35 protein-coding genes are annotated in these 25,739 nt (G+C 48.9%); 26 read left to right on the forward strand and 9 right to left on the reverse strand.

Translation table 11 applies throughout. The features are described 5' to 3' along the window. Positions 1-132: 132 nt before the first annotated feature. From PUZ33_RS15270 to umuD, 3 genes are all read right to left on the reverse strand, one after another. On the reverse strand, positions 133-1,008 hold the full coding sequence (locus PUZ33_RS15270) for a RepB family plasmid replication initiator protein (protein WP_004098982.1): 876 nt from the start codon (positions 1,006-1,008) through the stop codon (positions 133-135). Between the two features lie 411 nt (positions 1,009-1,419). Next, a complete protein-coding gene (locus PUZ33_RS15275) occupies positions 1,420-2,691 on the reverse strand; it encodes a Y-family DNA polymerase (protein WP_064357922.1) in 1,272 nt (423 codons plus the stop codon). Further along, positions 2,691-3,122 (reverse strand): translesion error-prone DNA polymerase V autoproteolytic subunit, encoded by a 432-nt coding sequence (umuD, locus tag PUZ33_RS15280; protein WP_006796638.1) that lies wholly within the window; start codon positions 3,120-3,122, stop codon positions 2,691-2,693. The genes PUZ33_RS15275 and umuD overlap by 1 nt, the downstream gene beginning before the upstream one ends. A gap of 135 nt (positions 3,123-3,257) precedes the next feature. Between umuD and PUZ33_RS15285 the strand changes: the two genes are divergently transcribed. The 22 genes from PUZ33_RS15285 (at position 3,258) to PUZ33_RS15390 (ending at position 15,634) form a co-directional block, all read left to right on the forward strand. After that, positions 3,258-3,955 (forward strand): IS1 family transposase gene (locus PUZ33_RS15285; protein ID WP_224252790.1). Its coding sequence is split into 2 segments (ribosomal slippage): positions 3,258-3,507 and positions 3,507-3,955, totalling 699 coding nucleotides; the frame shifts between segments, so codons are not numbered across the junction. A 299-nt stretch (positions 3,956-4,254) separates the two neighbouring features. Then, positions 4,255-4,380, forward strand: coding sequence for a hypothetical protein (locus tag PUZ33_RS15290; protein ID WP_255874637.1), 126 nt, complete (start codon positions 4,255-4,257; stop codon positions 4,378-4,380). A gap of 200 nt (positions 4,381-4,580) precedes the next feature. Further along, a complete protein-coding gene (locus tag PUZ33_RS15295) occupies positions 4,581-4,814 on the forward strand; it encodes a helix-turn-helix domain-containing protein (RefSeq protein WP_227633964.1) in 234 nt (77 codons plus the stop codon). A gap of 127 nt (positions 4,815-4,941) precedes the next feature. After that, complete coding sequence (locus PUZ33_RS15300; RefSeq protein ID WP_223226984.1) at positions 4,942-5,370, forward strand: hypothetical protein; 429 nt, start codon at positions 4,942-4,944, stop codon at positions 5,368-5,370. 66 nt (positions 5,371-5,436) lie between these two features. Continuing rightward, on the forward strand, positions 5,437-6,177 hold the full coding sequence (locus tag PUZ33_RS15305) for a tyrosine-type recombinase/integrase (RefSeq protein WP_064357926.1): 741 nt from the start codon (positions 5,437-5,439) through the stop codon (positions 6,175-6,177). Between the two features lie 240 nt (positions 6,178-6,417). Then, positions 6,418-7,392, forward strand: a complete 975-nt coding sequence (locus PUZ33_RS15310; RefSeq protein WP_032440558.1) for a plasmid segregation protein ParM — start codon at positions 6,418-6,420, stop codon at positions 7,390-7,392. Between the two features lie 2 nt (positions 7,393-7,394). Then, positions 7,395-7,838, forward strand: a complete 444-nt coding sequence (locus PUZ33_RS15315; RefSeq protein WP_032440559.1) for a plasmid partitioning/stability family protein — start codon at positions 7,395-7,397, stop codon at positions 7,836-7,838. Between the two features lie 180 nt (positions 7,839-8,018). Beyond that, positions 8,019-8,525, forward strand: a complete 507-nt coding sequence (locus tag PUZ33_RS15320) for a hypothetical protein (RefSeq protein ID WP_223174614.1) — start codon at positions 8,019-8,021, stop codon at positions 8,523-8,525. Then, entirely contained in the window at positions 8,518-9,015 is a 498-nt protein-coding gene (locus tag PUZ33_RS15325) for a hypothetical protein (RefSeq protein ID WP_032440560.1), read from the forward strand. The genes PUZ33_RS15320 and PUZ33_RS15325 overlap by 8 nt, the downstream gene beginning before the upstream one ends. Before the next feature lie 117 nt (positions 9,016-9,132). Next, positions 9,133-9,582 (forward strand): JAB domain-containing protein, encoded by a 450-nt coding sequence (locus PUZ33_RS15330; protein ID WP_032440561.1) that lies wholly within the window; start codon positions 9,133-9,135, stop codon positions 9,580-9,582. Between the two features lie 44 nt (positions 9,583-9,626). After that, the gene (locus tag PUZ33_RS15335; RefSeq protein ID WP_023285835.1) at positions 9,627-9,893 is read left to right on the forward strand and encodes a helix-turn-helix domain-containing protein; all 267 of its coding nucleotides are present in this window, start codon (positions 9,627-9,629) and stop codon (positions 9,891-9,893) included. Positions 9,894-10,535: 642 nt separating this feature from the next. Then, positions 10,536-10,715: a hypothetical protein gene (locus PUZ33_RS15340; RefSeq protein WP_023285836.1), complete on the forward strand. Its 180-nt coding sequence runs from the start codon at positions 10,536-10,538 to the stop codon at positions 10,713-10,715. Positions 10,716-10,787: 72 nt separating this feature from the next. Next, positions 10,788-11,648, forward strand: coding sequence for a DUF4942 domain-containing protein (locus PUZ33_RS15345; RefSeq protein ID WP_064357927.1), 861 nt, complete (start codon positions 10,788-10,790; stop codon positions 11,646-11,648). A 189-nt stretch (positions 11,649-11,837) separates the two neighbouring features. Then, on the forward strand, positions 11,838-12,176 hold the full coding sequence (locus tag PUZ33_RS15350; protein WP_004187354.1) for a hypothetical protein: 339 nt from the start codon (positions 11,838-11,840) through the stop codon (positions 12,174-12,176). 97 nt (positions 12,177-12,273) lie between these two features. Then, entirely contained in the window at positions 12,274-12,504 is a 231-nt protein-coding gene (locus PUZ33_RS15355) for an Hha/YmoA family nucleoid-associated regulatory protein (RefSeq protein ID WP_070083114.1), read from the forward strand. 298 nt (positions 12,505-12,802) lie between these two features. Beyond that, the gene (locus PUZ33_RS15360) at positions 12,803-13,039 is read left to right on the forward strand and encodes a hypothetical protein (RefSeq protein ID WP_177952325.1); all 237 of its coding nucleotides are present in this window, start codon (positions 12,803-12,805) and stop codon (positions 13,037-13,039) included. 84 nt (positions 13,040-13,123) lie between these two features. Further along, the gene (locus tag PUZ33_RS15365) at positions 13,124-13,534 is read left to right on the forward strand and encodes a DUF1380 family protein (RefSeq protein ID WP_004187342.1); all 411 of its coding nucleotides are present in this window, start codon (positions 13,124-13,126) and stop codon (positions 13,532-13,534) included. 61 nt (positions 13,535-13,595) lie between these two features. After that, positions 13,596-13,901: a hypothetical protein gene (locus tag PUZ33_RS15370; RefSeq protein WP_004187339.1), complete on the forward strand. Its 306-nt coding sequence runs from the start codon at positions 13,596-13,598 to the stop codon at positions 13,899-13,901. Between the two features lie 200 nt (positions 13,902-14,101). After that, on the forward strand, positions 14,102-14,542 hold the full coding sequence (locus PUZ33_RS15375; protein ID WP_004187338.1) for an antirestriction protein: 441 nt from the start codon (positions 14,102-14,104) through the stop codon (positions 14,540-14,542). 43 nt (positions 14,543-14,585) lie between these two features. Then, a complete protein-coding gene (locus PUZ33_RS15380; RefSeq protein WP_032440566.1) occupies positions 14,586-14,870 on the forward strand; it encodes a hypothetical protein in 285 nt (94 codons plus the stop codon). A 156-nt stretch (positions 14,871-15,026) separates the two neighbouring features. Further along, the gene (locus PUZ33_RS15385; RefSeq protein ID WP_032440567.1) at positions 15,027-15,260 is read left to right on the forward strand and encodes a hypothetical protein; all 234 of its coding nucleotides are present in this window, start codon (positions 15,027-15,029) and stop codon (positions 15,258-15,260) included. A 53-nt stretch (positions 15,261-15,313) separates the two neighbouring features. Further along, complete coding sequence (locus tag PUZ33_RS15390) at positions 15,314-15,634, forward strand: DUF5983 family protein (RefSeq protein WP_064357929.1); 321 nt, start codon at positions 15,314-15,316, stop codon at positions 15,632-15,634. A 291-nt stretch (positions 15,635-15,925) separates the two neighbouring features. On the opposite strand, the gene PUZ33_RS15395 is transcribed toward PUZ33_RS15390, so the two are convergent. After that, positions 15,926-16,345, reverse strand: a complete 420-nt coding sequence (locus PUZ33_RS15395; protein WP_058674280.1) for a hypothetical protein — start codon at positions 16,343-16,345, stop codon at positions 15,926-15,928. A 289-nt stretch (positions 16,346-16,634) separates the two neighbouring features. On the opposite strand from PUZ33_RS15395, the gene mobA reads away from it, so the two are divergent. Further along, positions 16,635-16,946 carry a plasmid mobilization protein MobA gene (mobA, locus tag PUZ33_RS15400; RefSeq protein WP_016162079.1) on the forward strand — a complete coding sequence of 104 codons (312 nt, stop codon included), beginning with the start codon at positions 16,635-16,637 and terminating at the stop codon, positions 16,944-16,946. Positions 16,947-16,948: 2 nt separating this feature from the next. Further along, on the forward strand, positions 16,949-18,877 hold the full coding sequence (traI, locus tag PUZ33_RS15405) for a TraI/MobA(P) family conjugative relaxase (RefSeq protein ID WP_064357930.1): 1,929 nt from the start codon (positions 16,949-16,951) through the stop codon (positions 18,875-18,877). A gap of 149 nt (positions 18,878-19,026) precedes the next feature. On the opposite strand, the gene PUZ33_RS15410 is transcribed toward traI, so the two are convergent. From PUZ33_RS15410 to PUZ33_RS15430, 5 genes are all read right to left on the reverse strand, one after another. Then, positions 19,027-19,980 carry an Rpn family recombination-promoting nuclease/putative transposase gene (locus PUZ33_RS15410; RefSeq protein ID WP_064357932.1) on the reverse strand — a complete coding sequence of 318 codons (954 nt, stop codon included), beginning with the start codon at positions 19,978-19,980 and terminating at the stop codon, positions 19,027-19,029. A 183-nt stretch (positions 19,981-20,163) separates the two neighbouring features. Beyond that, entirely contained in the window at positions 20,164-21,858 is a 1,695-nt protein-coding gene (locus PUZ33_RS15415; protein WP_064357933.1) for an ATP-binding response regulator, read from the reverse strand. Continuing rightward, positions 21,855-22,349, reverse strand: a complete 495-nt coding sequence (locus tag PUZ33_RS15420; RefSeq protein WP_064357935.1) for a molybdopterin-dependent oxidoreductase — start codon at positions 22,347-22,349, stop codon at positions 21,855-21,857. The genes PUZ33_RS15415 and PUZ33_RS15420 overlap by 4 nt, the downstream gene beginning before the upstream one ends. Beyond that, positions 22,342-23,271, reverse strand: coding sequence for a glycosyltransferase family 9 protein (locus PUZ33_RS15425; RefSeq protein WP_064357981.1), 930 nt, complete (start codon positions 23,269-23,271; stop codon positions 22,342-22,344). The genes PUZ33_RS15420 and PUZ33_RS15425 overlap by 8 nt, the downstream gene beginning before the upstream one ends. A gap of 59 nt (positions 23,272-23,330) precedes the next feature. After that, the gene (locus PUZ33_RS15430; RefSeq protein ID WP_032440572.1) at positions 23,331-24,173 is read right to left on the reverse strand and encodes a helix-turn-helix domain-containing protein; all 843 of its coding nucleotides are present in this window, start codon (positions 24,171-24,173) and stop codon (positions 23,331-23,333) included. Positions 24,174-24,782: 609 nt separating this feature from the next. Here PUZ33_RS15430 and PUZ33_RS15435 point away from each other — a divergent pair. Together PUZ33_RS15435 and PUZ33_RS15440 are read left to right on the forward strand one after the other, a co-directional pair. Beyond that, positions 24,783-25,010, forward strand: a complete 228-nt coding sequence (locus PUZ33_RS15435) for a hypothetical protein (RefSeq protein ID WP_032440573.1) — start codon at positions 24,783-24,785, stop codon at positions 25,008-25,010. 113 nt (positions 25,011-25,123) lie between these two features. Further along, a complete protein-coding gene (locus PUZ33_RS15440) occupies positions 25,124-25,729 on the forward strand; it encodes a hypothetical protein (protein ID WP_134680973.1) in 606 nt (201 codons plus the stop codon). Positions 25,730-25,739 lie beyond the last annotated feature (10 nt).

A 25,739-nucleotide genomic window follows, 5' to 3' on the forward strand; every position in this document is an offset into this window, starting at 1 on the left:
TACAGATAAAAACACACATTTAACAGGTTCTCATCCCGCTACAACACACCTATTAAGACGTTTAAGGCGAGGCTTCCCCTTACAACACACCTATCAAAATGTTTAAGAAGAGAGCTCCCGTTTCAACACACCTTATACAGCTGTTCCTGGTTTCAGATTTGCTGAGCGACGGTGGATCAGAATGAAAGTCTCTTTACCTTTTTTGGTGATGCTGTGGTCAAGGTACCCAATATCCTGCAACTGCTTGAGGGCCAGTTTAATGATACGGTTCTGTTCCTTTACCGGAGAGAGCAATGAGAGCCTGTCTCGTATTCGTTTGAAAGATATGGGGACTGGGTTCGTAGGCAGACTTTCGATGAAAGTATACAGGGCCTGAGCTGCTTCCTTTCGGGTTAAAGCATTTATCGGCTTATGTCGTAGCAGAACAGTGTAATCAGTTTGGTAGAGTTCCCATAGTCGCTGATCAGCTTCAAGTTCCACCTGGTCGTTTGCAAAATCCAGTTCACCTGTCTTAAGCAAACCTGTTACGGAAACTTTTTGAAGGCCCTCTGAGTCGCTACGGGTAAAGGTAATGGTCTTGCCACGTATCCTGGTCAAAGCTTCTGAAATACTTTTTCTAAGACGGGAATCGAATCTCTTAGACTCAAAGCGGCACATTCCAGCAAACTCATGAAAAGTAAGCTTAATGCTGTTGGTTTTTAAACCGTACTTACTGAAAGCTTCTATGATACCGACCCATACCTTGAAGTCGATGGCCATACTCAACCGTTCACCGGTTATACGAATATCGTCGTAACCCTCCCGCCTTGAGAATTCCAAATCCTTGAGAACAGAGGTCGCATCGATTGATGTTCTAGTGCCCTTTGCAGGCCTGCTTGAAGGAACAAAAACATTTAATCTCATCAGGGCTACAGGCTGAACTGTGGCCTTACTTGTGACGGTGAGTTTATTGTTAACACTTTCACAATCTGGACCTATAACCTCGCCGATATAAACATTCTCATTCATATAGTTATATCCATTTATAGCGTATGATCGATATGTGCCTAAATATTAACTCTTTCCCGTTTCGACACACCTTTCTTCCCGATTCTACCCACCCTTACCCCGTTTTGACACACCTTTTTCCCGCTTCAGAACACCTTTCTCCCACTACGACACACCTGAAATCGCTACGAAGCCCGTAAACAAAGGTTTTGCCGCTAAAGGGATCAGTTTGGATCTATTTGGATAACTAAGGGTAAATTATTGGATCTACTCAAAGGATATGTGGATAACTCATTATGGAATCTATAGAACTTAAGTGCGTAAGGTGTTTTAAAAGGCTTCAGCTCCCCTGGTGCTTCCTCGCTCACTCGCGGGCTTCGCCCTGTCGTTCGGCTGCGGCGAGCACTGCTGGCTCTCTCTGAAAGGCAAAATTTAACCGATCCTCGCAACGGGGATATCTCTCCAGCGAGTGGTGTACGCAGGGGAGAGCATATCGCGTTTCATTTGCCAGGATGGCACAATTCCTCTACCGGCAAACCATACTTTACCCAGCCCTGAGTTGTTGATCCCGTCCAGAACCCTCATCAGCTCAGCACTGTGAGGGCGTGGCGGGCGTTCGTCGAACAGCTGCAGCTGCGAAACGCCGGAGCCGGTGAAGTCATTCAGCATAACTCCGGCTTTGGCATACCGGTGTCCATCCCTCCAGATACGCTCCAGAGCCGTTGTGGCGGCTGCAATGATGTCCCTGGTGTCCTGAGTGGGTGTAAGAAGTTTTTCCGTAGCCACGTTGCCGTAGTAAGGCTCTTTAACGGCGAACGGAGACGTTTTGATGAAAACGGAAATATGCCGGCAATACTGGTGCTCTTTACGCAGCTTTTCAGAGGCCCGCTCTGCGTGCTGACAGATAGCCTGACGGAGTGACTCGTACTCCGTGATCTTCACGCTAAAACTGCGGCTGCAGACAATTTGCTGTTTCGTCGGAGGGGCTTCCTCAAGCGAAAGGCAGCTTTCCCCGTTCAATTCACGTACCGTTCGCTCAAGGACCACAGAAAAATTTTTGCGGATGAAGGCCGGGTTCGTCAGGGCGAGATCGAGCGCGGTCTTAATGCCCAGCACATTCAGCTTGCGTGCAATACGGTTACCCACCCCCCAGATTTCTTCAACCGGCTGCAGTGAAAGCAGTTTCCGCGTTCTCTGCGGATTTCCCCTGGTCAGAGCAAGTACGCCACGAAACTGTTTCCACTCTTTTGAGGCCCACTGGGCTGATTTTGCAAGGGTCTTCGTTGGTCCGGCGCCCACGCCAATGGTCAGGTGGGTACAGTCATACACGTGCTGACGCAGCTGCCGGCCGAAGTCCTCAAGCTCCATACAGTGCTCCACGCCGGTCAAATCGAGGAACATCTCATCAATGGAATACTGTTCCACTCTGGGGGCCAGTTCCTCCAGGCAGTTCATCACGCGCGCCGACATCGAGGCGTAAAGTTCATAGTTACTTGAAAACGAATATATTTTTTCCGGGTACCTTTCGTTTTTTATCTGAAACCACGGAGTTCCCATTTTGATCCAGGGCTTCGCCTCGGCACTGCGAGCGATTACGTTCCCGTCGTTGTTGCTCAGGACGACTATCGGCTTTCCTTTCAAATCCGGTCGGAAAACACGTTCACAGCTGGCATAGAAGCTGTTCACATCGGCCAGGGCAAACATCAGTACATCTCCCTCGGGCGGTGGATGATATGCGTGACGACGCCAAAGATATCCAGCTCGTCGGGGTCAGGATAAATCGGCGACCAGGAGGCATTCATGGGCTGCAGCGTCAGTCGAGGCGTCAGCAGAAGCCGTTTAACCGTAAACTCCCCCTGTACGCTGGCGACAACGATATCGCCGTGCCGCGGCTTTTCAGCACTGTCCACAACCAGCAGATCGCCATTGTACAGACTACCGTCCGCCATGCTGTCTCCGCTGGCACGCAGGTAGTACGTCGCGCTCGGATGCCGTATGCAGTAATCATGGAGATCCAGATCGGACTCGACATAGTCAGCGGCAGGGCTGGGAAAACCGCAGCTGGCCAGATCGGCAAACAATGGATGGGCCTGTGGCGGGTGTTCTTTCCCGGTGCTGAAAAGCTGTAGCTTCATCTTTCCTCCTGACACTCTAATTTTGCTGGTTATGCATACAGTATATTTAACAGCGTGACGATAATCCAGATCGCCTGCCAGGTAATGGTGCCAACTTACTGATTTAGTGTACGATGGTGTTTTTGAGGTGCTCCCGTGGCTTCCATCTCCATCAGATGTCCTTCCTGCTCAGCTACTGACGGGGTGGTGCGTAACGGCAAAAGCACTGCCGGACATCAGCGCTATCTCTGCTCTCACTGCCGTAAAACATGGCAACTACAGTTCACTTACACCACCTCTCAGCCCGGTACGCACCAGAAAATCATTGATATGGCCATGAATGGCGTTGGATGCCGGGCAACCGCCCGCATTATGGGCGTTGGCCTCAACACGATTTTACGTCACTTAAAAAACTCAGACCGCAGTCGGTAACCTCACGCATACAACCGGGCAGTGACGTCATTGTCTGCGCGGAAATGGACGAACAGTGGGGTTATGTCGGCGCTAAATCACGCCAGCGCTGGTTGTTTTACGCGTATGACAGGATACGGAGGACGGTTGTGGCGCACGTATTCGGTGAACGCACGTTGTCCACGCTGGAGCGTCTTCTGGGCCTGCTGTCGGCCTTTGAGGTCGTGGTATGGATGACGGATGGCTGGCCGCTTTATGAATCCCGCCTGAAGGGAGAACTGCACGTTATCAGCAAGCGATATACGCAGCGCATTGAGCGGCATAACCTGAATCTGAGGCAGCATCTGTCAAGGCTGGGCAGGAAGTCACTGTCGTTCTCAAAATCGGTGGAGCTGCATGACAAAGTCATCGGGCATTATCTGAACATAAAACACTATCAGTAAGTTGGAGTCATTACCCGCTATATGTAGTGGCTCCGTCAGCTGGAAACGGCACAAGATATGGTGCCCGCGCCGGCAGCCACGCGACCGTTCCCCTGCCTTCCTCTCCCTGTTGATTTCGCTTTTTCCGGTATTTACGTTTTTTCCGCAATCGCGGCGCCGGCGAAAAGGTATTTTCCGGTGGTTGCGGGCGCAAAAGTCGCAGGGTGAAAAGATAAGGGGGGGGAAATTATCAGCCGGTCTGATGTGTGAAGCCCGGCAGGGTTATACAGGGCAGGTGAAAAGGGACAGGAAGAAGCAACATGAAGACGCCAGGCATGCTGTTTGTGCTGCTGCTGGGCGCCGGGTTTCTGACGGGCCGTGATATCAGACAGGAAGTGCGCGTGAAAAAGACGACGAGTCCATTTTGCCCTTCAGCGCCTGTTTAACCGCCTCAAATTCTTCCTGATGTCCATCGTAATCGTTGAGAACCATCGCGTCTCCTGTTGTGTATACGGCGAATTTATTGTTTTAAAATTCCTTAAAATGTTCAAATATGAACATTGTAAGGCTGTAAATAAAGCCGGAATATAGCCAACTAATCCACCCGGACAGAGCATGGGAGTGCGGCGAATTGACCGGATTTGACTTGATCCTTTGGCGACGGGGCCTGAACTGGACCCAGGAACGCGCCGCGGCAGAGCTCGGCATCAGCCGTACCAGCCTGGTAAAATATGAGGACGGTGAGGCTGTGCCCCGGACGATACAGCTTGCCACCGCTGCACTCACGCTGAAAGCGGAATGGCCAACAATGAAGACCATGAGCAAGGACAGGCTGCTGCGGCAGCTGAAGCACGAAGTGCTGAGGCTCAGTAATGAATAAGTCCATCCCTGTTATCGGCTCTTTTATCCCGTATCCGGGATCCCGGCCGCCGGCTGAAATGGTTCATCCTCAACAGGAGATTATATGAAACTAAAAGGATACGTCACCGCTCTGCCGGTGCTGCTGTATGCTACCCGGACAACCCACCGATTATGGGCGCTTCTGTAACGTATCAGGCATCGCCAGCCACGGTGAAACCTACCGTGTCAGTGACAGCCAGGATTTCTGGTTAACCCCGAACGGCCGCTATCTCAGCCAGGCTGAGTACAGCAGTCCGGCAGATACGCTTCAGAAACTGACGGGTGTGGTCAGTGGTGAAGATCCTGACCAGGCGCGGAAGAAGGCTGTCAGGGTGCGGGTGTTCCGAGTCGAAAGTGAGAGCGCGAGTAAAGGTGCGTGCCTGCCCGTACGTTATGACGACAACAACGCACGGCGGAAAATGGATTCGCTGACTAACGGCCGGCGTATGAAGGTGTACAGTGAAGATGCTGGTCAGTCTGGCCAGCTGATTTACGATAATAGTCGCGGTGCCGGCTTCAGTTACAGGTTACTATGAGCCGGTTTCGGCAAAAAAAACTCTAAAATTCAGCCTCCTGCCGGCTGATTACCGGATTTTAAAAAATTGAACACTTTTCCCCTGCAAATTCCTCAGAATTCACGTAGCGACGCCATCGAGACCGGGCGCGTGGCATACGTCTACTTCGATTATGCCGATGCACTGGCGCTGCGGGAGATGGCCAGCCAGGCTGATTTACCCAAATACCTGCTGGCCCCGGAGGTGTCGTTATTTCTGCGATATGTGCCTGACCTGCGCCAGCAGGTCCTTTTCGACACCCTCTGGAACACGGGCGCACGCATTAATGAGGCGCTGGCGCTGACCGGCGCCAGCTTTCAGCTTGACGGTTCCCGGCCGTTTGTCCGGCTGAAGACGCTTAAACAGCGTCAGCGCGGGCGTGGGAGACCCGGGAAGGATGAGGCGGTGTTCCGTATTGTTCCTCTGACCGATCCTCAATATGTCAGAAAGGTGCGTGAGTTTCTGACCACCCTGCGTATTGGCAAACAGCAGCTGCTCTGGCCGGTGCAGAGTGATAACACGCCGCGTAACTGGATCAGGAAAGCGCTGGATCTCGCAAAACGTGACTCTGTCACTTTTAGTATCCCCATCACCTGCCACACGTTCCGGCACAGCTTCTGTATGCACCTGATCCAGCATGGGGTTCCTCTGAAAGTTGTGCAGGCCTACGCCGGGCATTCCCGGCTGGAAACCACTGAAACCTACACGCGCGTGTTTGCGCTCGATGTCGGGCGTCAGTATGGCGTCCGATTCAGCCTTCCTGACAGTCATTTAACACTTCCGGAATAATCCTCATTCCATCCTTATATTTCCATATAAATCTAAATTAATCCTTAATGTTTCTTTATCAGGCCGTTTGCAGGACGGTCTGGCCCTCGTTTGTTGGTTTTTGTTCGTTATTTTTCTGTATTTTTCTACATTAGTGCGTCTTTTTGTCTTTACACGCAAACCCGGATACGTAATAATCCATTTGAATGTTGTATTTTTCCTGATGGATACGGTTTTTTTCTAAATAATGTGAGGTTTGAAATGCGTATTTTTGTTGACGACGGTTCCACCAATATCAAACTGGCATGGGTGGCAGACGGTGAAGTGAAAACGTTGATCAGTCCGAACAGCTTTAAACCAGAATGGTCCATGACGCTGCTGACTGATTCAACGGGGCCGGCTTCCGCCAACTATGAAATTGACGGGGAAAAGTACAGCTTTGACCAGCTGAGCCCTGATGCCGTGCGCACCACGGAAACCCGCTATCAGTACAGTGATGTGAATGTAGTCGCTATCCACCACGCGCTGATGCAGTCCGGCATTGAACCGCAACCGGTTGACATTGTTGTGACGCTGCCGCTGGGCGAGTATCTGGATGAGAACGATCAGCCTGATATGGCCAAAATCGAGCGGAAAAAAGCGAACGTGAAACGCGCGGTGACCGTTCAGGGGCATGAGAGCTTTACCGTGCGTAAAGTCAGTGTGCTGCCAGAGTCGGTCCCTGCAGGCTTCAGTGTGCTGAAGGATCTGGACGATCTGGACTCCCTGCTGATTGTCGATATCGGTGGAACGACGCTGGATATCGCGCACGTTCGCAGCAAAATGTCCGGGTTCACCAAGACGCATTGCGATCCTAAAACCGGCGTATCCATCATCACCGAGGCCGTAAAACACGCACTGGATACCAGCGTGAGTACCCGTACCAGTTCATATTTTGCCGACCGTCTGATCCAGGCGCGAAATGACGATAGTTTTCTTTCCCGTTATCTTCAGAACGCTGACCAGCGGGCCCAGGTAATGAAGGTGCTGCACGAGCGTGAAAAAGCCCTGACGCACCGCGTCACCGATTCAGTTGGCCGCTTTGCCGGCTTCACACACGTCATGGTTGTCGGGGGCGGCGCCAGCCTGGTCGCCAGCGCAGTGAAGCAGGCCACGGGGGTGAGTGACGATCGCTTCTTCGTCAGCGATAACCCGCAGTTCGATCTGGTATTGGGCATGGTGGCAATGAAGGGCTGAGTATGACTGATAACCGTAAGTGCTCGTTTTATATCTATCCGGATCGCAATGCGGCGGACCGGGTAGCCGACGGATTTCTTGAGAAACTGCCTCAGAAAGAGCGCGGCCGCGCGATGCGCGCCATGATGCTCTGTGGTGCCGCGCTGATGAAACAGGACGAACGCCTGCCGTTCCTGATCGCTGAATTTCTGACGGAAGGCACCTCGATGCAGGATATTCAGCGGATCATCAGCAGTACGCTGCCGCAGCAGGATACAGGAGAGATGGCGCGTCTGTTTGAGGCGTTTCTGCAGGCCACCGGCGGCGCCAGTAATACGTTACCGCCGACAGGCGGATCAAGGCCGGAAAACAGCCCTGCCGTGACTCCCGAACCGGCGGCACCGGAGGATAAGAATCTGGAAGAAACCCGTAAGAACGTCCAGCATCTGTTCCCGGATGATGACTAAGGTGAACTTCCGCGCCATCGCTGACAGCTCTAATGTGGAAAATGTGGTGCTGATCAGCGGTGTGCCTGCAGCAGCGGCAGACACTCTGCCGCCGGCAATTTAACTTGATTATATGGCTCATTCGCCGTATTGTTAAGGCTCATTTTTCGGTAGCGCCCCGCCTGGCGAAGGAGTAAAACCATGCAATCATTCCCCCTGTTCGTTTCCCGTGCTGTACCGGTGATCATCAGTGACCATTGCCTGCGGCAGCAGCGCAGCTCCCTGCACCACACGTCATGCCAGATTAACCTGAGTTCAGGAAGTCACCTGCGCTCATGGCCTTTCTGCACGCTATCCAGGCGGGAAATAAGCGACCGGCAACCGGCTAAGCCCCGCGGTTACTGGTTCAGTCACTGTGGCCGGGATGTCATGTTTACGGGGCATATCGATGAGGCAGATCCTATGAAACAGGTCTACTACAACGAAGGCTGGAGCGGTTCGAGCAAGTATACGTTTGAAGTTTATCAGCTGGAGAACGGGAGTTACCGGGCGCTGGTCCGCAAATGGAATGGCAAAATCAATAAGGTGCAGCAGGAAACACAGTACCTGTCTGACACGCGAGAGGGACTGAAACTCCAGGACTATCCCCGCACGCGCCAGGTGAAAATATTTCTGAATTCTGACTTCTGGGAGAAGGGTGATGATTAAGATGGTTAGCGTCGTTCCGCAGCCGGAAACGGTGAAGATGCTCCGGGGAAAAATGGGCATGACTGAAACCGCATTAGGGGCCGTCATGGGGTATGAACTGCGCGCCTGGCAGCGTAAGGAAGCCATCAGCGACGACCTCAGTCAGTACAACAAGACCAGTCTTCGGCCGGGCGAATATAACATGCTGATGCTGATCGCCGGCGTGCATCCTGATTACCGCCTGAACAGGACATTCAGCCCGGATGATATGGTTAAAGAGCCTGCCACGGCCGAAGACGTTCGCCGCCTGCGTCTGGCGCTGGGGCTGAAACACGCAGAAATTGCAGCTCTGTTTGGCTATAAGCCGGCGTCATGGCAGACCAAAGAGAAGGCCGCACAGCGTGGCGTGAAGCTCAAAACCGGGGAATTCAACTTCCTGTTACTGCTGGCCGGTGAGCATCCGTCACTGCAGCTGGTTGAAAAAGTGAAACAAGATCAGCTGCCGACCTGATAAAAGCCCGTTAATTCTGGTTTTTTTATAAAATACTGTATTTACATATAGGACAAAATGTCCTAATATATATTTGTGGCCGGGCAAGGTGCTCAGGTCCCCTACCGAGGGAAATATATGAAATTTTCAGCAGAAGAACTCAACATTATCCGCCAGGCGGATGCCATTATTGCCAGCAAAATTACCACCACGGATTTTATTACCGGTGCAGACGCCGCGCGTTCCTTGCTGCGGTTTCGTCTTGCTGCAGAACCACGCGAATCATTCTGCGCGTTCTTTCTCAACAGTCAGAATGGCGTGATCGCCTTTGAAGAACTGTTTCAGGGAACTATCAACAGTGTCACCGTTCATCCGCGTATCGTCCTGCAACGCGCCCTGCATCATAATGCCGCCGCCGTGGTACTGGCGCATAACCATCCTTCCGCTTTCACTGAACCCAGTCAGGCTGACAAGCTGATCACCGAGCGTCTGGCGCAGGTGCTGGGGATGGTTGACGTCAAAGTCCTCGATCACCTGATTGTGGGCGGCTGCGATATTTTCTCTTTTGCTGAACATGGTCTGATTTGACAACCGCGGCCGCACAGTGGTGCGGCCGGCTCTGGAGGCTTGCTATGGGCAATAAATATACCGTGCCACTGAACGTGGGCGCAATCCGCGAAAGCTGTTTCCGTCCCGCTGACAAATGGACCCCGCCTACGGGGGATGAACTCCGCTATTTGCTGGAAAATGTGCTCAACCTGAGTCAGGAGGGGCTTGCGCGACATGTTGGCGTTAACGGCAGAACGGTGCGCCGCTGGGTGAACGGAGAAAGCGACATCGCGTATTCCGTCTGGTGCATCCTTTGCATCGATGCCGGCTTACCGCCGATCTGGAAATAGCAGCGCAAAACACCGGCGCGAAAATGTGCTTCCTGAAGAGAAGCTGAAGGGCTTGTGCAACTGCGAACCGCAGTACCGAACATCGGTACTGGAATCCAGTGAGGGGCTGAGCCGCTATCTGGCCGGGGCTGAAAACTGAGAAGGTGGCCGCCTCCTGCAGGGGCTATACGGGCATTAAACCTGTATTGCTCTGAAACGCGCTGTACGCCTCTCTGAGTGCTTCTTTAAAAAAGCTGCAACCTTCTCGCATTAATCGCTTTGACGTGTCCAGGCGCGCATTCAGCCCCATTCTGATTTGATTTCGGCCTGGTATTTGCCAGTGAGCCTACTTTAGATATCCGCAGAGCGTTTCCTTCCTGTTCATTTCAGGTCAGTTGCCGTCATTCCCTGGTGGCTCCACCGTTCCCGCAGCGGGTTCAGGCTATCGCGAGTGTCTGATGCCTGGACCTCTGCACCATGCCGGCAAAGTGCCGCCATCTGGATCTAAAAGCAATATTTACAGGGACAGGCGTCAAGGGAAAAACAAAGAAAAGTAATCATATAATGCTTGCTTTATATGGCTCATTAGACGTATAATAATCACATCGAAAGGCAATGAGGCTTTTCGCGGTAGCGCCCCGACTGGCGCAGGAGTAAAAAATTATGAGTAAAGCACTGACCCCTTCCCAGCTTAAAGCTGAACTGGACACGCAGAAAGATGCGCTGCTGAAGGCGTGCCTGTATGCCCTCAACGAAATCCCTAACCGCCGTTTAAGTGGTCCATATTCATCCACGTATGCGCTGGCCGCGCAGGTCAGTAAACTGCTCCAGAGCTGCAAATAATCATTGAAGGGCTGGCATTACCAGCCCTGTTCAACCCTTACGGTAGCGCCCCGCATGGCGCAGGAGTCTGAAATGTCATCTAAAAATACTCTCCCGTCAGTCGATCTGATGTACTGCCAGCATGGCGGTGAAGTGATCCCGTCCATTGCTATTGAGCGCATCATCTCGTTGCGGGATGAAGGTATCCGCGTCTATCTCGACGGCATAGACAAGCTGCGAAAAGCGCGCGATCTGATGCAGCAGGCCGGAGGCTGCCAGTACCTCTATGACTACGACAAAGCCGTAGAGAGCGCCATCAAATGGAGCGACACCACGCCAGATCAGGCCGAAACGGCTATTTCCCGCGTTATCGACGGAAAAATCTGGGATCGGCTGATGACGGAAACCGGTATGTATACGCTGATGAGCAACAAGCAACGTCAGGAATGGGATCGGCAGGTGGCAGGCAAAGAAATGCCGCCGATAACGCTGGATAACGTTATGAGTACGTTCCGGCACCTGAACGCAAGCAAGGCTGATACCTTCACGCAAGGGCTGATTGATATCTTTAAATCCCTGTCGTGGGATTATAAAACCAATAACCCCTGCATGTTTGGCAAGCGTATCATCATCGCGCCGTTGCTCGATGTCTGGCGCAGTGGTTGGGTGCGCTTCAGCTCAGACGGGCACACCAAAATTGACGATCTGGCGCGGCCGTTCTACGTGCTGGACGGGCGTAACGTGCCTGATTACCGCGTTTCTGACGGTGCCAAACTGGATGCCTTTTTCAGTGAAAACCAGTTCAACGGTAAGGTGTTCGAGTGTGATTACTTCAGCGTGCGATATTACAAAAAGGGCAGCGCCCACATTACGTTTAAACGCCCGGAGCTGGTTGAGAAGATCAATAATCTGGTTGCCAGTCACTATCCCGGAATGTTACCCCCTCGCGTGTAATGCAGACGGCAGGCCGCATTTGCGGCCTGAAATATAAACAGGGAAAGGAAGTATTCCCCGGCCGGAGAAAATCATGCCGGGCATGTATTTATTGCTTGATCAATACGGCTCATTAGACGTATAATAATCACATCGAAAGGCAATGAGGCTTTTCGCGGTAGCGCCCCGACTGGCGCAGGAGTAATAAACATGGCTATTCAATCCCTTCAGTTCCGTAACGGCTCCGTTTCTCTTGGTGATGTTTTTGTTTCCAGCTGGGGTTATGAGCAGACAAATACCTGTTTTTATCAGGTGATCGCCCTGCGCGGTAAGAAAACCGCCGTACTGCGCCGCATCGCTGCGCAGCAGGTGAAAGCAGACAGTGCAATGTCTGGCGAGTTAAAGCCGGTATTGAACGACTTTAAAGGCGAACCCGTGACCCGTCGCATCTGTGAAAACCATGAGCATCCGTCTGTCAGCATTGACGAGTACGAACAGGCTTATAAGACCGATCCTAACGAAAGCCATTTTTACAGCACCTGGGGCTGACCGCCTGCTACGCCCCGCAAGGGGCGTATAGTCGAAGACTTATTCAACCAAAACGTGAATACTATGCGAAATAACAAGGCGCTCAGGACGCAGATACATGGCGGAAACAGTTTATCAGGCGCGGAGGCGTTTTTACCTTCTCCGTTTTCGGCGCAGTCGTAACCCGGACACACTGGAAAAAATGTACGAATCCATGCGGGATCGTGGACAGGTGCCGCCGGAGGACACCGCGGCTTTTGAGGCTGCCGCCGACCATCGCCGCGCAGAGCTGGCATCGGGACGCATCTGGGATAAGATCCCGCCGCATGTCTGGCAGTATGTAAAATAATCACAGCGCCCCTACAAGGGGCGTTTTTTTGCTTGCATACATGGCTCATTAGACGTATAATGTTTTTACTGATTCAAATCAGTACCTTCCTAAACAGCCTTACAGGTGCATTATGACCTCTTCTGAAATCCTCCATAACCTCCCTCAGATTATCACGGCCGTGGCCGCCCTCATTACAGCCATTACCGGGCTGATTAACGTCATGAAGGATAAGGGTAAGGACTGAACCGCCGCAGGGGGCGACAGCCCCCTGCATCCCTAACCGGCAGCGCCCCGACTGGCGCAGGAGTAAAAAAAAGTGACAACGCTGCATATTCGAGAAATTCCCACTGATGGAGCGCCGCCTATCTGTTCAGGCCGCTCAATCTCAGATGATGACCTTTGCGCCTCATGCCAGCATCTCGACTATCGCCCTGGGCACCTCAGCGCCTGCCTGCTGTCAGGTTGCGGGCGTGACGACTGGCCTTCAGAACTGGATGCAAACGGCTACAGCGTTGCCTGTAGCAGCTATGAGCGTGAAAAATCGCTTGATTAATATGGCTCATTAGACGTACAATAATCACATCGAAAGGCATCCGGTCTTTCGCGGCAGCGCCCCGTCTGGCGCAGGAGTTTTACAATGCACGGTAACGTAAATGAAATTTGCGCAAGGCTTCTCGATAGTTTTGATCCACAGCAGCGGATCAGCCTGCTGATCTGGACTGCTGAAGATGTCCATGACTGCACCAGTGATATGAACCTCACTGACGATGAGGCCGAAGCCGTTCTGGCAGAAATCGCGGAATGCAGTTCACACAGCCGTTATGGCGTCGGAAAAGATACCGTCTGGAGCCTGGCAAAGCAGGTGCGCGAAGATGCCGCCCGCGATCGAAAAATAGAGGTCAATGCCGAGGCGCTGCAAAAAGTCGTGGCGCTGGCGGCGCAGTTTATCCGGCTGGAAGAAATCCAGTCTGGTGAAGGAGCTGCACGCAGACTTTATCCGCAGGAGTCTGAGGCGCTGGAGTGCATCACGAAGGTGATTAACGGCTAATTCACGCAGTAACGCAGCGAACTTTCACGGTAGCGCCCCGACTGGCGCAGGAGGAAAAAACATGTCCCAGAATGAAGCCTATTACGACACGCTGGCCCTGATTGAAAAGGGGCAATGGTGTTTCGGCAGTATGGACGAAGAAAACGAAGAGCGGGCAATCAAGGCCGCTAAGGCGCTGGCGCTGTTTGCGCGCCTGAATGAGCAGGACTGCGACGGACACCCGGTTTCCGAAATCATCGTTGATTTTATCGCTAACCTGATGCACCTGGGGGAAGCGATAAATTTTCGTGTGCTCGATGAGGAAAGCGCGGTGATCCCGTTGGTCAGGATCGCAGCCGTACACTTTAACGCTGAAACAAAGTCATAGTAATCATGTGAATCAGAAGGGGGCAGGCGTGATCCTGCCCCCAAAAATGGATAGGGGAAAGAGTTCTCCCGCCTGAAAATATTCAGGCAGGCGGGAATTTTTTGCTTGATTGATATGGCTCATTAGACGTATAATAATCACATCGAAAGGCAATCCGGTCTTTCGACGGTAGCGCCCCGACTGGCGCAGGAGTACAGAAAATGTCTACTGAACTGAATCAACCCGCCATCACTGCACGCATTATCCCCAATAACCGCCGCATGGCCTTTCTGCCACGCCTGTTCGGCGCCTGGTATCTCACAGGTGAGGCCGGTGTCTACAACCTCGCACGTTCTCTCTGCGCCGATTATCAAGGCGGTTCCTGGGAGTTCGTCGAACTGTCTTGCGGTAGCGGCTTCATGTACCCACTGAGCGCAGAGCGCTTCACGGTATCGGTTAGCGGTAACTGGTTCGAAGGGGAATTGTCCGCAGAAGCTACCGGTATCGTGCTGACCCTGTTCACCCTGAACCACATGATCTGGCACGCACATGATGAAGGCTATCAGCACATCTGCGACATGCTGATCACCCAGCAGGAAAAGCTCAAATTATATGCCGACCAGCACGCCGAAGCCGGTTTGATTTACCGCGCGATTGACTGAAACGGCGGCCCCCGCGAGGGGGCCAATACTGACAGGGGGAAAAATGTTAACACTAACTGATATTCGCGCCAGCAATACGGTGCTGGTTACGGAATTTGACGGCGTGCGTGCTGTGCATTTCTGTCTGCATGAAAAATTAAGCGGTAGCGACAACGATCTGTGGTTTCCGCTTGCCAATGGGGCCGACCTGTTCGAGGCGCTGGAAAGCATTATGTGCATCAATTTTGCCGCTGCTAACGTTGTCTCGCTGGAGTTCCTGCGGCAGAACGGGAAGTGCAAAGACTACCGGATCACCTACAACAAGGCCAAATTCAAGCCATTATGTTAGATATCTGACATCATTAAATGTTCATATTTGAACAAAATTAAATTAAAAAATACGTCTAATGAGTTGATAAAATGGCTCATTAGACGTATAATTATTACATCGAAAGGCAGTTGAGCCTTTCGCGGTAGCGCCCCGACTGGCGACGAGGTAAAAAAAATGGAACTCAATGATACTGCAAAATTACCTGACTCTGATGCACGGAAAATTAACGCCGTAGCGTCTCAGGCATACCCTCTTGGCCTCCTGCCTAATCTGAAAATTAACTTCTACTCTATTGACGCCATTCAACTTGAACTGCGTGACAACAGTGGTGATCTTATCTGGCGAGATTTCACGTTCTCCCGCGATTTTATCAACGGTTTTATGCCTTATATCAGACCAATAAATTAGCACTGATTATCGACGGGAGCGGGGGAGAAACTCCCCCGGAAGGAGATTAAGAAATGGTATTAACCGGTATTGAAACAGTAAAGGTAGCGGTGATCTGTACAGGCCACGTCAGCCATCAAGATTCAGAGATTATCCCTGAGTTTCTCTGGAAAAACTGGAAAGAATCCGGAGAGTTCTGGATAAGCAGTACTGCTCACGGTTGGTTATTTCGGTTGTGTGCTCTGCCCGATGAATGGGAGGAGCGTCTGAAAAATTTTGGAGTAAGTGATGGCTGCATATCAAATCTTAGAGTGCTGGAATGTGAAGGATATGACTGGGTTCATTTCCAGGCTGATGCACCCATCGTGGAGGAGCTTCAGCACTGGGACTGGTAAAAAGCTGGAACACTAAAGGGGGTTTAAAAAGCAGAGAAAAAAAGGGAGCCGGATTGCGAGAACAATCCGGCAGGTTGACAAAAGAAAATGTGAGGTTTGCTTATGTCATTATCCATTCTACAGCTTGCCGAGGATCTTGCAAAGGGTAAGCGAATGAGAGTACCACCGATGAACGGACCGGAGTGGCGACACTTCTGTTTCTGGCTTGAATATTACATGGGATACAGTATGTAAAGTAACGAACGGCGCTCATGGAAGCGCCGTTTTTTTTAACTTTCAGCAGGGGGAATTTCACGCCTGGACTGGCGTTTTATCATCAGTAGATGAAGAGACCCGCTTTCTCTGACGTGTTCTTTTTCCTTCAGTAATCTCTTTTAAATCTTTAAGCGTCACGTCATGAAAACCAAAGTTTTTAAGGTGCTCAAGGATTTCGCTGAGTGTGTATCCCTTGTTTTTAATCAGCGTCTCAATATCACTTTTCAGGGAATCAAGTACATCTCGTTTCTGTAATCTTTCTTGCGTCACATCTGGGAGTTCAGCCAGCTGACCTCGAATAGATTCGATGTCTGTTGTGCTGTACAGCTTCGATTTTTTGGCAACCATTCTGGAATCCTCCACCGGAAAATTTTTCATTGTATCTACCGAAAAAATCATTACAAGCAGAGCAGAATTTTCTGCGTAAAAATTTGGATAACCAGCTCCGGAAATCATAATCCCTTAGCGTTAGAGGAAGCGTAGCCTATCCCGTTCTCTGTGAAACACAGGCGATGATGTGCCTTGCATGAATATCAATATACCTGAACTAGCGCAGCGTACTCCCTTTGTCATCTGGCATACAGGTTGCAAATTTGCTAAACTCATTTGCGAAGTTCAAAAGCGGGACAGGATATGTTTTGTATTACCGCCACCACGGTGGCAGCAATCCAAAACTCCTGGTCAGGGCGAAGCCCCGACACCCCATACCGTGCTAACTGTAGGACCGAAAGGAAGATTTAGCGTCATGAGTAAGAGTGAGCGACGTAACAGAACAGCCACTCTTCCGCCGGTAAGATGTCTTCCGGAAGAGCGGGATGAGATACGTCAAAAGGCGGAGGATGCAGGTCTCAGCATTGGTGCATTTATGCTTAGGGCTGCGTTAGGAAGGAAGATTGCCCCGCAGACAGATCACAAACTCATTAACGAGCTTTCACGTCTTGGCGGTTTACAGAAGCACCTCTTTAAAGAAGGGAACGGGGTCGGCAGTAAGGAGTACGCAGAGATACTGCAGGCCATCAAGGCAGCCATTTTCAGGATAGAGCAAAAGAACGACTAGACATGAACGCCATCATTCCACCCAAACGTCGCGACAAGAAGTCCAGCTTTGTTCAGCTGGTCGCGTACGTTTCTGTGCGTGATGATGTCCCGTTAAAAGACGAACTGAAAGAAGACCAGCGTTTCCAGCGACCGTCACGTTCCCGCCAGGCCATTTTTGATCGCCTTGTTGATTACATGAACCGTAGCGAAGGAACGATCACCGAGCAGATAACTGACATGAGTCCGGAAGGAGACGTCCGCTGTTCTGTTGACGGTGTTATCTGTCAGCATAACCTGATGTCGGTTGAAACAGCCGCAATGGAGATGAATAGCATTGCTATGCAGAACCTGCACGTAAAGGATGCGGTTTATCACTATATTTTGAGCTGGCAGGAAGATGAAAATCCTTCTGACGATCAGGTTTTTGATAGTGTGAAATACTCACTCAAGCGCCTGGGTATGGAAGAAAACCAGTATGTTGCGGGGATTCACCGTGATACGGATAATCTGCATGTTCATGTTGCGGCTAACCGCGTCCACCCGGTTTCTTATCGTGCGGCTAATGTCTGGAATGACGCGGATAAACTTCAGCGTACCTGCCGCGAACTGGAACTGAAGCACGGATTTAAAGTGGATAACGGAAGCTGGGTTCGTGATGCTGACAACAACATTGTGCGGGCCAGAAAAGGGTACCGCAATGCACCACGTTCAGCGCGACAGCTTGAACACTTTTCTGATAAAGAGTCTCTTCATCATTTTGCAGTCCAGCATGTTCGTAAACCTGTTAATGCCATGTTCCGAGAGAAGAACGCGTCATGGGAAAAACTGCATCAGGTCATGAATGATGCTGGTTTAATGTTAGAGACTTCCGGCAAAGGATTGATCGTGCGTGATGTGTGTGGCGATGAGAAACTGGCCGTTAAATCATCGCGGGTTCACCCTAGTATGACGCTTTCCCGTCTTGAGCCTGCGCTGGGAACCTTTGTTCCCTCCCCACGTTCTGCGGAAATGGTTAAGCAAAGTGTTCAGACGCCTTACAGTGACAAACTGCATGTCCGCGATCGTGGTGCCCGTGCGAAGCGCCGGCAGGCACGCGCTGACGCCCGTATCGATTTGCGCGAACGCTACGGGAAGTACCGCAACGCCTGGAAAAAACCTGACCTTCACGCCGCTGAACGATTCCGGGCTGTGTCCGCTGCATTTAAAGAACAGAAGACCCATATCCGGGATAACGAGAAAGACGCGCATATGCGTAAGCTCATGTACCACATCGTGGAGTTTGAACGTGAGAAGTCGATGGCAGCGCTGCGTATTGCACTGAAGGCAGAACGCCAGAAGTTGTATGACGAGGGCATGATGCGGCCGCTGACCTACCGTGCCTGGACCGAACAACAGGCGCTTCACGGCGATCAGGCTGCGCTCAGTCAGTTGCGTGGCTGGTCTTACCGACAGAATCGTAAAAACCGGACACCGCAGGCCTCTGAAAATATTATTTACTGTGCACCTGCAGATGACACTTCGTTGCTCAAAGCAGATGGTTACGAGGCCCGCCTGCATCGTGACGGCGCGGTTGTCTATTCCCGCCAGGGGCAGGATGCCATCATTGATCGGGGAGACCGCGTTGAAGTCATTAATCCGTATGATGACGGTGACCTCAACACGCGCATTGCCGTTGACATGGTGGCCTGGAAATCAGGCGAGCGTGTCGAATTCAGCCGGGATGGCTGTTTCGCATATGCTGCCGGCGATGCGGTGGCTGCGCACAACCTGCATCATCGTGACAGTATCATCGTGCCGAGTGACCGGGAACAATACGACTATACGCGGGAGAAGTTTAACCAGCTGAAAGGCCGGTATACGGACAGTGAACGGGAGGCACTTCGTCAGCAATATGACGAACGTTATTACGACGATGTCCGTAATAATGACGACAGCAGTTATAAGCCATAAAACCGCTTCGGTGCAGCATTAAGACGACAGAGCATCTGAGGGGATGTCAGGGTATTTGACTGTGCTGTCGCAGGCGGATCTGAAGGGAATTTCTCCCTGTCCCCACAAGCGTACGCTGATGGCCAGACAGGGAGTGCCAGGAAACGTGATTAGTGGCGGATCTGCGCCAGTTCGTCTTCCGTCAGACCAGTCATTTTCATGACGGTGCTACGGTCGATACCGTTCTGCAGCATGGTACGGGCTATTTTCAGAGTGGCCTGACGCTCACCTTCTGAACGACCTTTTTCAATACCGCGCTGTTCACCGAGCTGCAGACCTTCAGCTCTGCCCTTCTCGATACCTTTTTGTTCAAGCTGTTGTGCGATGGTCATAAGTGCGTCTCCGTGTTGCGGCACACGCTGTGCCAGTTCGCGTACAAAGGCTTCGGCGTCAGCTGTTTCGCCTGCCTGTACAATATAGTGTACCAGCGATATTACCTGTGATGAAGAGAGATATCCGGCCAGTAAAATGGGGGCCAGTCGATCAACCAGTTCAGCCAGGTCCCGCTGATGAATGTGTTTCTGCAGTAAGGTCAGGGCAGCCATACTGCGATGTCCGGCGATTTCATCATCCGGGATGACCGTAACGTCTACAAGAGGGAAAGCGCTGCTGTAAAGTTTGCCTGCCAGCGCCGGATCGTCAAACTCATCCAGCCACCGGGTGGAGTAAGGATACGGGGTGCGTTTCCCCGTATAGAACAGCACCGGTATCACCAGTGGCAACTTTTTATGGCCGGAATCAAGATGACGCTGCATCGCGGCTACCGCATACCGGATTAGACGAAAGGCCATATGCTTATCCGGAGACGACTGGTGTTCAATGAGTACATGGACATAGCCTTCCCCAGTTGTCGTTTTCAGGCTGTAGAGCACGTCACTGAAATACTGGCGGAGATCATCCTCAACGAACGAGCCGGATTCCAGTTTGAGCGTGCTGAGATCGCAGACGGTGCGCAGCTCTGCAGGCAGGTGAATTTCCATGAACTCCCGGGCAATATCCGGTTGCGTCAGGAACTGCCTGAATGTGGCATCGTGGGGAGTGGGGGTGCTGTTTTTTTTCTTCATCGGCAATAGCCTGTTAAAAATGACATGGAGATGTTATCACAACCCGGAAAAGTAATAATTGTCGCTGAAAGGAATGACCATCCGCCATTCTTTATGGGGGCGGTTAGGATCGTTGCCTTACACTAAACTGCCCCCAGGAAAATCATTTACGGATACAATGCTGGCCTTGATTTTGTGTCCGATCTATCTATCTGAATATATTTTCTCGATACTTTTGCGTATATCGTTAAGCCTGACTGGTTTTGTAAGAAGCTCAACCCCATCGACTGGACTCTCGCTGGAGTAAGCGCTGATGAAAATAAAGGGTGTTTGTGTGTTGGGACCTGAGCTTTTTTTTACTGCCATATAAAGCTCGTCGCCGGTCATGATTGGCATCTGCAGGTCACTAAGCACAAGATCGTATGGTTTACGTCGCAACTTCTCCAGCGCCCTTTCCGGAGATGAGGTATATTCTACTTGAAATATACCCTGTAAAATTGATGCGAGCGACTCACAAACCAACTCATCATCATCAATTATCAATATGCTGAGGTCGTTAGCCGTAAAACCTTCATTTCGAATAACATCGGAAATAGCCAATTCTTCTTTAGTCGATTTTTTTACAGGCAGCGTTATTCTGAATAGACTTCCAAGCCCTAACTCACTTTTGACACTTATACGTCCATTCATTGTTTTGACAACCCCCATAACAATGGCAAGCCCCATACCAAATCCGGGGACTTTTACTCCATCAGCTACTCGTATGAAAGGGAGGAATATCGATTTTAGTTTATCCTTTGGGATGCCTCTTCCTGTATCTTCAACCTCTATGACAAGTGTTCTATCACCTTCTAAAAAAGCATTTATAGTTATGTGACCTTTGTCGGTGTACTTTATGGCATTAGTTACTAAGTTTTCTGTGATCTGTGCAATCCTGAAAGGGTCGCTTATTATATGACTATCGCTAATATTGCCTATTCTAATATCAATAGAATGTTTATTGGAAATTGATTCACATTCGCTAACTGTATCTTTTATAAGTTTGGCAAGATTGAATGATATGTTGTTTACCACTATATTTCCATTGTCAACCTTAGCGAACTCTGCCAGGTCTTTCATCTGGTTTTCCATCCTCTTCGCGGCATTCTCCAGTCTTTCAATATGTTTTGAATCCAATCCTGAGTTTTTTAAGGATATTATTTCAATTGAAGATGTGATTGCCTGTAGAGACGTTTTTAATTCATGGCCTAATGCACCCAAAAAAGCATTTTTATTATTAAATGCAGCTTTTTCAGCTTCTAATAATTTATTGGTTTTATATAGCTGAAAAGCTACTATGATAAACATAGCAAAGATTAAAACTGTTACGATTGCCAGTAAAATAATAAGGCTTTGCCTTTTTTCTTTAAAGTCCTCAAGGGCTTTTGTTCTTTGATTGACCTCGGCATGGTCTGCTAAGTTGTTCAATGATTTTGAGTCTGGCTCAATTTTATTAACTAACTCAATAACTTTTACAATGTTTGGGTTGGGGGTGTTTATATACGTGTCTACCGCTTTTATTTTGTAATAAATAGAATCTATGATCTGCTTATACCCTTCTTGATTATATAAAGGTTCAGTCGATTCGCTCCTTGCTCTAATAACATGAATTCGGGAATAAAGGATATCTAGCTTTAATCGGATTTTATCCATATCTTTGTCTTCGCTCTTAACAAGAGAGTAAAACTCAGACAATTGGATTGAAAACTTTGCAATAGCCCATGCATAGTTTTCCTGAGTGCCGCTTATGGCATAAAAAGACTTGTCAGACAACATAGAATCGTATCTAACTATTGTCGATACAACAAAAGTTAATGTAACTGCCATTCCAGACAAAAGAATAAGGAATTTCTTTTTCATTTTAGCACCGTAATTTTGTTAACCTGCCAAATGAATCTTGATAAATACAATGGGTTGTTTATCTCACTAGCGTGCTCATCGAGTGGGTATATAACGAAGTAAGGACCAAAATTTCTTACTTTAAGTTTTTTACCATTCATTTTGTAAGCAAAAATGATGTTGTAATTTTCAACATCTGAGACAGGGATATCAATTGAGTAATCATTTAGTGCGCTCATTCTTAATGTTCTCCCTTGAGCACCGACTAACTTTAATATGTCTTTAACTCTAACACCCTCAAAATCTACTTTAGTTTTTGGTTTCGTCCACGGTGTCATTGTCTTTATGTGTGCCATTGGCATTTTAATAAAGTCATTGAATGTGAGTGTGTATCCAATGTCATTGTTTTTATGGCTAATCATTCCGTCAATATTTATATCTTCAGTCGCAGCCATTGTTTGAGAGGTCACAAACAAAATCGTGGCGAAAAATGAAAGTTGAAACTTATGCATAAAATTCCTCAAATTCTTTATTTAATACTTCCAGCATATAATCATCTTCGCTGCAATGAACACCTGCGGTATGGTTATTTCCGATATAAATTGATTCACATTTAGTATAGTAAAGACTACGCAACTCAGGTTTGACGGTGGTAAATATACACCTTGTGGGTATATTAAAGCCTGCTCCTAAATGAAGCGCAGAAGAATCGCAGGTATACAAAAAACATGCATGTTTTATGATTCCTGCGAAAGATAACGTATCACTGGATATGTTGCTTATATTAAAGAAATTAGGGTGATCTACGTCATTGAAACCTAATACTTTAACGCCGAACTCGTGGCTCAATTCTTCAACAATTTCAACATGAAATCGTGAGGGGATGCTTCTTATCTTTGTACTCGCGTTAGGACAAAACAGTATATACTCCCCCAGATCAAAATCTGGTACATCTGTGTTTAAAAGCCAGGAGTTATTTTTGATGTTATCATTAATGCTTTTGGGGTTGATTCCAAGATTAGTTAGAAAAAAATCATGCATCTCGATGCTATCAAAATCTTCCCAATAAAGCTGATTTCCCATATCTATATTAACGTCTGTATGGTTGATTTTAGCGATGTCAAAAGGTAAGTATAATAACTTATCAATAATGCCTGATGCCATGTGATAAATTTGTTCGACATAGTCCTGGCAATGCTCCGGCCTAATCAATGTTATATGAATATCCGGATTTATAGATTTAATTGCATGCAGAGCAGAGATTCCAATGATTGAATCTCCAAGGGTTACCCCTAATCCATTAATTATGGTGACTTTTTTTATTTTTTTATAATCAACCTCAACCTTGTTTAATGCATTGTTATATACTGTTTTATATGCCAATGGTGCAAGATCACCAACAGGCTTTTTTTTATTCACTCCATAGGGAGACACGATGTATCTCCCATTCAACAGAAGACTACCTGTATATTCTAATAAGCATCTGTTCATGGCTATTTGTTTGGAAAAAACTTATCTACATTTGATTTTATAACGAAAGATTTTATAGGCTTTTCATAGGGGCCAATAATATCAAGTTCGTTAATAGCTCTTGAGATCTCGCTATCAACTGCCCCGGATAACTGTCCTGTTAAAACCATAACCATCGCATGCTTATTTCCTGATGATCTGATTTTTTTAATTGTATTGAAAACGGTTTTATTATCTACAATCCAATCTAATATGTATGCATCGAACGGGGTTTGTTCGATAGCATCATCTAATTCATCTATACTATAGAATTCCTTTATTGTGTATCTATCCCCTTCAAGAAGAGATGATAGGCTCTGGACGATATTTTTATCGTCATCAAGCACAGCAATTCTATGCTTTTCTTTGTCTATTTTTTTTGGAATAATTTCGATTAAATCAATATTCATTTTTGATTCAAATAGCACATCATCACGGATACTGCTCGTTTTAACAACATGCCACACATCATTTATTTTTAATGCAGAGTAATTTGTCGGTTCCGATGGGTTTTCAGAAATATAGATCTTACAGGGCTCATTCAATTCCCCATCGCTCCAAACTGCCTCATGAACTTCAACATCCTTATTAGATTGTTCCTGATAGTAAAGTCGAAAAAAATCATCCAGCCTCATACCAACGGAATGCACAACTTCAAGCAACTGCTGAACTCGCCATTCACTTCCTCCTGCCAATTTTTTAGTGGCCGCAGTAGAAGACATCTCAAGGACATGCCCCACATGCATTGAATGTTTCTTCTCCGGTACGCCACCACTCGTTAGAACTTTTGCAACCAGATCTCCGACCCAGTTTGTGTTGTTATTCATCACTTTTCACCTCTTGTTTGGAGCGTCACGCATAAAGTAACTACAGGTATAAGGCAGAGGCATTTTATCAGTAAAAACAATCTTTTCCGATAACTTTACTCCTAAAGGTTTTAACCTGAGGTTGTGAATTTGCCGTATAACTCAACCACAGGTTGACATGTGCAGATGGTTCTATAACATATGCGTTAGAGTTACACATATGCACAACCTGGGGTTGGTTTGTTGCTGTGGCTATAAAACAGCGCCTGGGAAGGGGTGAGCTCGAAGTTCAAAAAGGGATGTAAGTCAGTAGCTATTACACCGTGGCTTGCCCATCACTTTTTTGTATACGCAACAATGTTGGTTTTTTTAAATTGCTCTTTAACAATGTGTAAAATCGAATTGATACAGAGTTCCTATTTAGACCCCTACGCAAAAATGCGACGTATCAAGCGGGACGATCTGTCGCTTGAGAAGGTTACCTCTGTGAAAGCAGACGTGGAACGGGCAACACTGATACGGTAAACGAAGTATCTAGCGTAATTATAAAGTATTGATTAAAGCCCACTGAAGAGTGGGCTTTGCTTAATCACTTTTATATGCCTTCCGGCAAAAGCAAGAGGAGAAATAATGGCAATTAATGCGCCGCCTGAAAAAAGGAAAAACCGTACATCAGATAATGTCATTTACATTGGTGCTGAACGTAAAGATAGAATAGATCAAATGACTATTGAGATTTCTTACAGTACCAAGAAGAAAGTCTCTACAGCTCGTTTTTTCCAATTTTTAATTGATCATTATGGAGAAAATGCAAAGAATGAATTTATTGAAGCGATAATAAAGTCGGATGATTCCTGACCTTATCTAAGTTTCCGTCTAGCACCTTTCCTGACGTATCTATGTATATTACTTTGTTTTCTATCAAGTTAAGTGTTTCGGTCTAATACCCCCGTTTCGTCGGAGCCATCATTATGAAACATCTACTTCCAGGGCTGCTTATCCCCGCAGTTCTGGCTGGCTGTGTCTCACACTCAGCCAGCACTGACGCCCCTGCCAGCATATACATCGATGGTCTAATCGCAGACAGCGCTCAGACTATCAGCCAGGCCCAGACCGGCCTTCACCAGACAGGACCGAATCCGGCCCGACCGGTATCCCCTACTGCACTGATTAAACCGTTACCACCTTCAACGCCTGTCAGACCAGGAGTGATCGAACCTTACCGAAGCCCGTCCCTTCCGGTATCGCAAAACGTTCAACTGCCGGTACTGAGCCATGTTTCCTACAACGGGCGCCCGGGACCTTTATCATTCCCGCAACGCGCTGGTTACGCCCGGAACATTACCGTTCAGGATGCCGCACAACGCATCATTCCTGTCGGCTGGTCAGTCAACTGGTCCCCGGGTCTGGAAAAAGTGCGCCGGCAACGGGTGAACCTGTCTCTTAACGATCAGTGGCCGCGCGTACTCAATAATCTGGTCTCGGCGAAGTCGCTCTACGCGACGGTTGAATGGGGACAGTCACGAATCACGATAACCTCATACAGCCCCCGACCTCGTCTCTTCAGCCATCAGTAACGGGAGGGGT

Origin of the sequence: Enterobacter cloacae complex sp. 2022EL-00981 (assembly GCF_028737495.1) — a bacterium.
GTDB classification, from domain to species: domain Bacteria; phylum Pseudomonadota; class Gammaproteobacteria; order Enterobacterales; family Enterobacteriaceae; genus Enterobacter; species Enterobacter cloacae.

Coding starts and splice junctions, on each gene's coding strand:
- PUZ33_RS15345 (WP_064357927.1), top strand. CDS start 10,788: ATGTCATCTAAAAATACTCTCCCGTCAGTCGATCTGATGTACTGCCAG.
- PUZ33_RS15320 (WP_223174614.1), top strand. CDS start 8,019: ATGCAATCATTCCCCCTGTTCGTTTCCCGTGCTGTACCGGTGATCATC.
- PUZ33_RS15430 (WP_032440572.1), bottom strand. CDS start 24,173: ATGAATAACAACACAAACTGGGTCGGAGATCTGGTTGCAAAAGTTCTA.
- PUZ33_RS15310 (WP_032440558.1), top strand. CDS start 6,418: ATGCGTATTTTTGTTGACGACGGTTCCACCAATATCAAACTGGCATGG.
- PUZ33_RS15420 (WP_064357935.1), bottom strand. CDS start 22,349: ATGCATAAGTTTCAACTTTCATTTTTCGCCACGATTTTGTTTGTGACC.
- PUZ33_RS15365 (WP_004187342.1), top strand. CDS start 13,124: ATGCACGGTAACGTAAATGAAATTTGCGCAAGGCTTCTCGATAGTTTT.
- umuD (WP_006796638.1), bottom strand. CDS start 3,122: ATGAAGCTACAGCTTTTCAGCACCGGGAAAGAACACCCGCCACAGGCC.
- PUZ33_RS15300 (WP_223226984.1), top strand. CDS start 4,942: ATGCTACCCGGACAACCCACCGATTATGGGCGCTTCTGTAACGTATCA.
- PUZ33_RS15270 (WP_004098982.1), bottom strand. CDS start 1,008: ATGAATGAGAATGTTTATATCGGCGAGGTTATAGGTCCAGATTGTGAA.
- PUZ33_RS15380 (WP_032440566.1), top strand. CDS start 14,586: ATGTTAACACTAACTGATATTCGCGCCAGCAATACGGTGCTGGTTACG.
- PUZ33_RS15415 (WP_064357933.1), bottom strand. CDS start 21,858: ATGAAAAAGAAATTCCTTATTCTTTTGTCTGGAATGGCAGTTACATTA.
- PUZ33_RS15330 (WP_032440561.1), top strand. CDS start 9,133: ATGAAATTTTCAGCAGAAGAACTCAACATTATCCGCCAGGCGGATGCC.
- PUZ33_RS15375 (WP_004187338.1), top strand. CDS start 14,102: ATGTCTACTGAACTGAATCAACCCGCCATCACTGCACGCATTATCCCC.
- traI (WP_064357930.1), top strand. CDS start 16,949: ATGAACGCCATCATTCCACCCAAACGTCGCGACAAGAAGTCCAGCTTT.
- PUZ33_RS15325 (WP_032440560.1), top strand. CDS start 8,518: ATGATTAAGATGGTTAGCGTCGTTCCGCAGCCGGAAACGGTGAAGATG.
- PUZ33_RS15390 (WP_064357929.1), top strand. CDS start 15,314: ATGGTATTAACCGGTATTGAAACAGTAAAGGTAGCGGTGATCTGTACA.
- PUZ33_RS15335 (WP_023285835.1), top strand. CDS start 9,627: ATGGGCAATAAATATACCGTGCCACTGAACGTGGGCGCAATCCGCGAA.
- PUZ33_RS15275 (WP_064357922.1), bottom strand. CDS start 2,691: ATGTTTGCCCTGGCCGATGTGAACAGCTTCTATGCCAGCTGTGAACGT.
- PUZ33_RS15440 (WP_134680973.1), top strand. CDS start 25,124: ATGAAACATCTACTTCCAGGGCTGCTTATCCCCGCAGTTCTGGCTGGC.
- PUZ33_RS15355 (WP_070083114.1), top strand. CDS start 12,274: ATGGCGGAAACAGTTTATCAGGCGCGGAGGCGTTTTTACCTTCTCCGT.
- PUZ33_RS15350 (WP_004187354.1), top strand. CDS start 11,838: ATGGCTATTCAATCCCTTCAGTTCCGTAACGGCTCCGTTTCTCTTGGT.
- PUZ33_RS15340 (WP_023285836.1), top strand. CDS start 10,536: ATGAGTAAAGCACTGACCCCTTCCCAGCTTAAAGCTGAACTGGACACG.
- mobA (WP_016162079.1), top strand. CDS start 16,635: ATGAGTAAGAGTGAGCGACGTAACAGAACAGCCACTCTTCCGCCGGTA.
- PUZ33_RS15395 (WP_058674280.1), bottom strand. CDS start 16,345: ATGATTTCCGGAGCTGGTTATCCAAATTTTTACGCAGAAAATTCTGCT.
- PUZ33_RS15385 (WP_032440567.1), top strand. CDS start 15,027: ATGGAACTCAATGATACTGCAAAATTACCTGACTCTGATGCACGGAAA.
- PUZ33_RS15290 (WP_255874637.1), top strand. CDS start 4,255: ATGAAGACGCCAGGCATGCTGTTTGTGCTGCTGCTGGGCGCCGGGTTT.
- PUZ33_RS15370 (WP_004187339.1), top strand. CDS start 13,596: ATGTCCCAGAATGAAGCCTATTACGACACGCTGGCCCTGATTGAAAAG.
- PUZ33_RS15435 (WP_032440573.1), top strand. CDS start 24,783: ATGGCAATTAATGCGCCGCCTGAAAAAAGGAAAAACCGTACATCAGAT.
- PUZ33_RS15315 (WP_032440559.1), top strand. CDS start 7,395: ATGACTGATAACCGTAAGTGCTCGTTTTATATCTATCCGGATCGCAAT.
- PUZ33_RS15410 (WP_064357932.1), bottom strand. CDS start 19,980: ATGAAGAAAAAAAACAGCACCCCCACTCCCCACGATGCCACATTCAGG.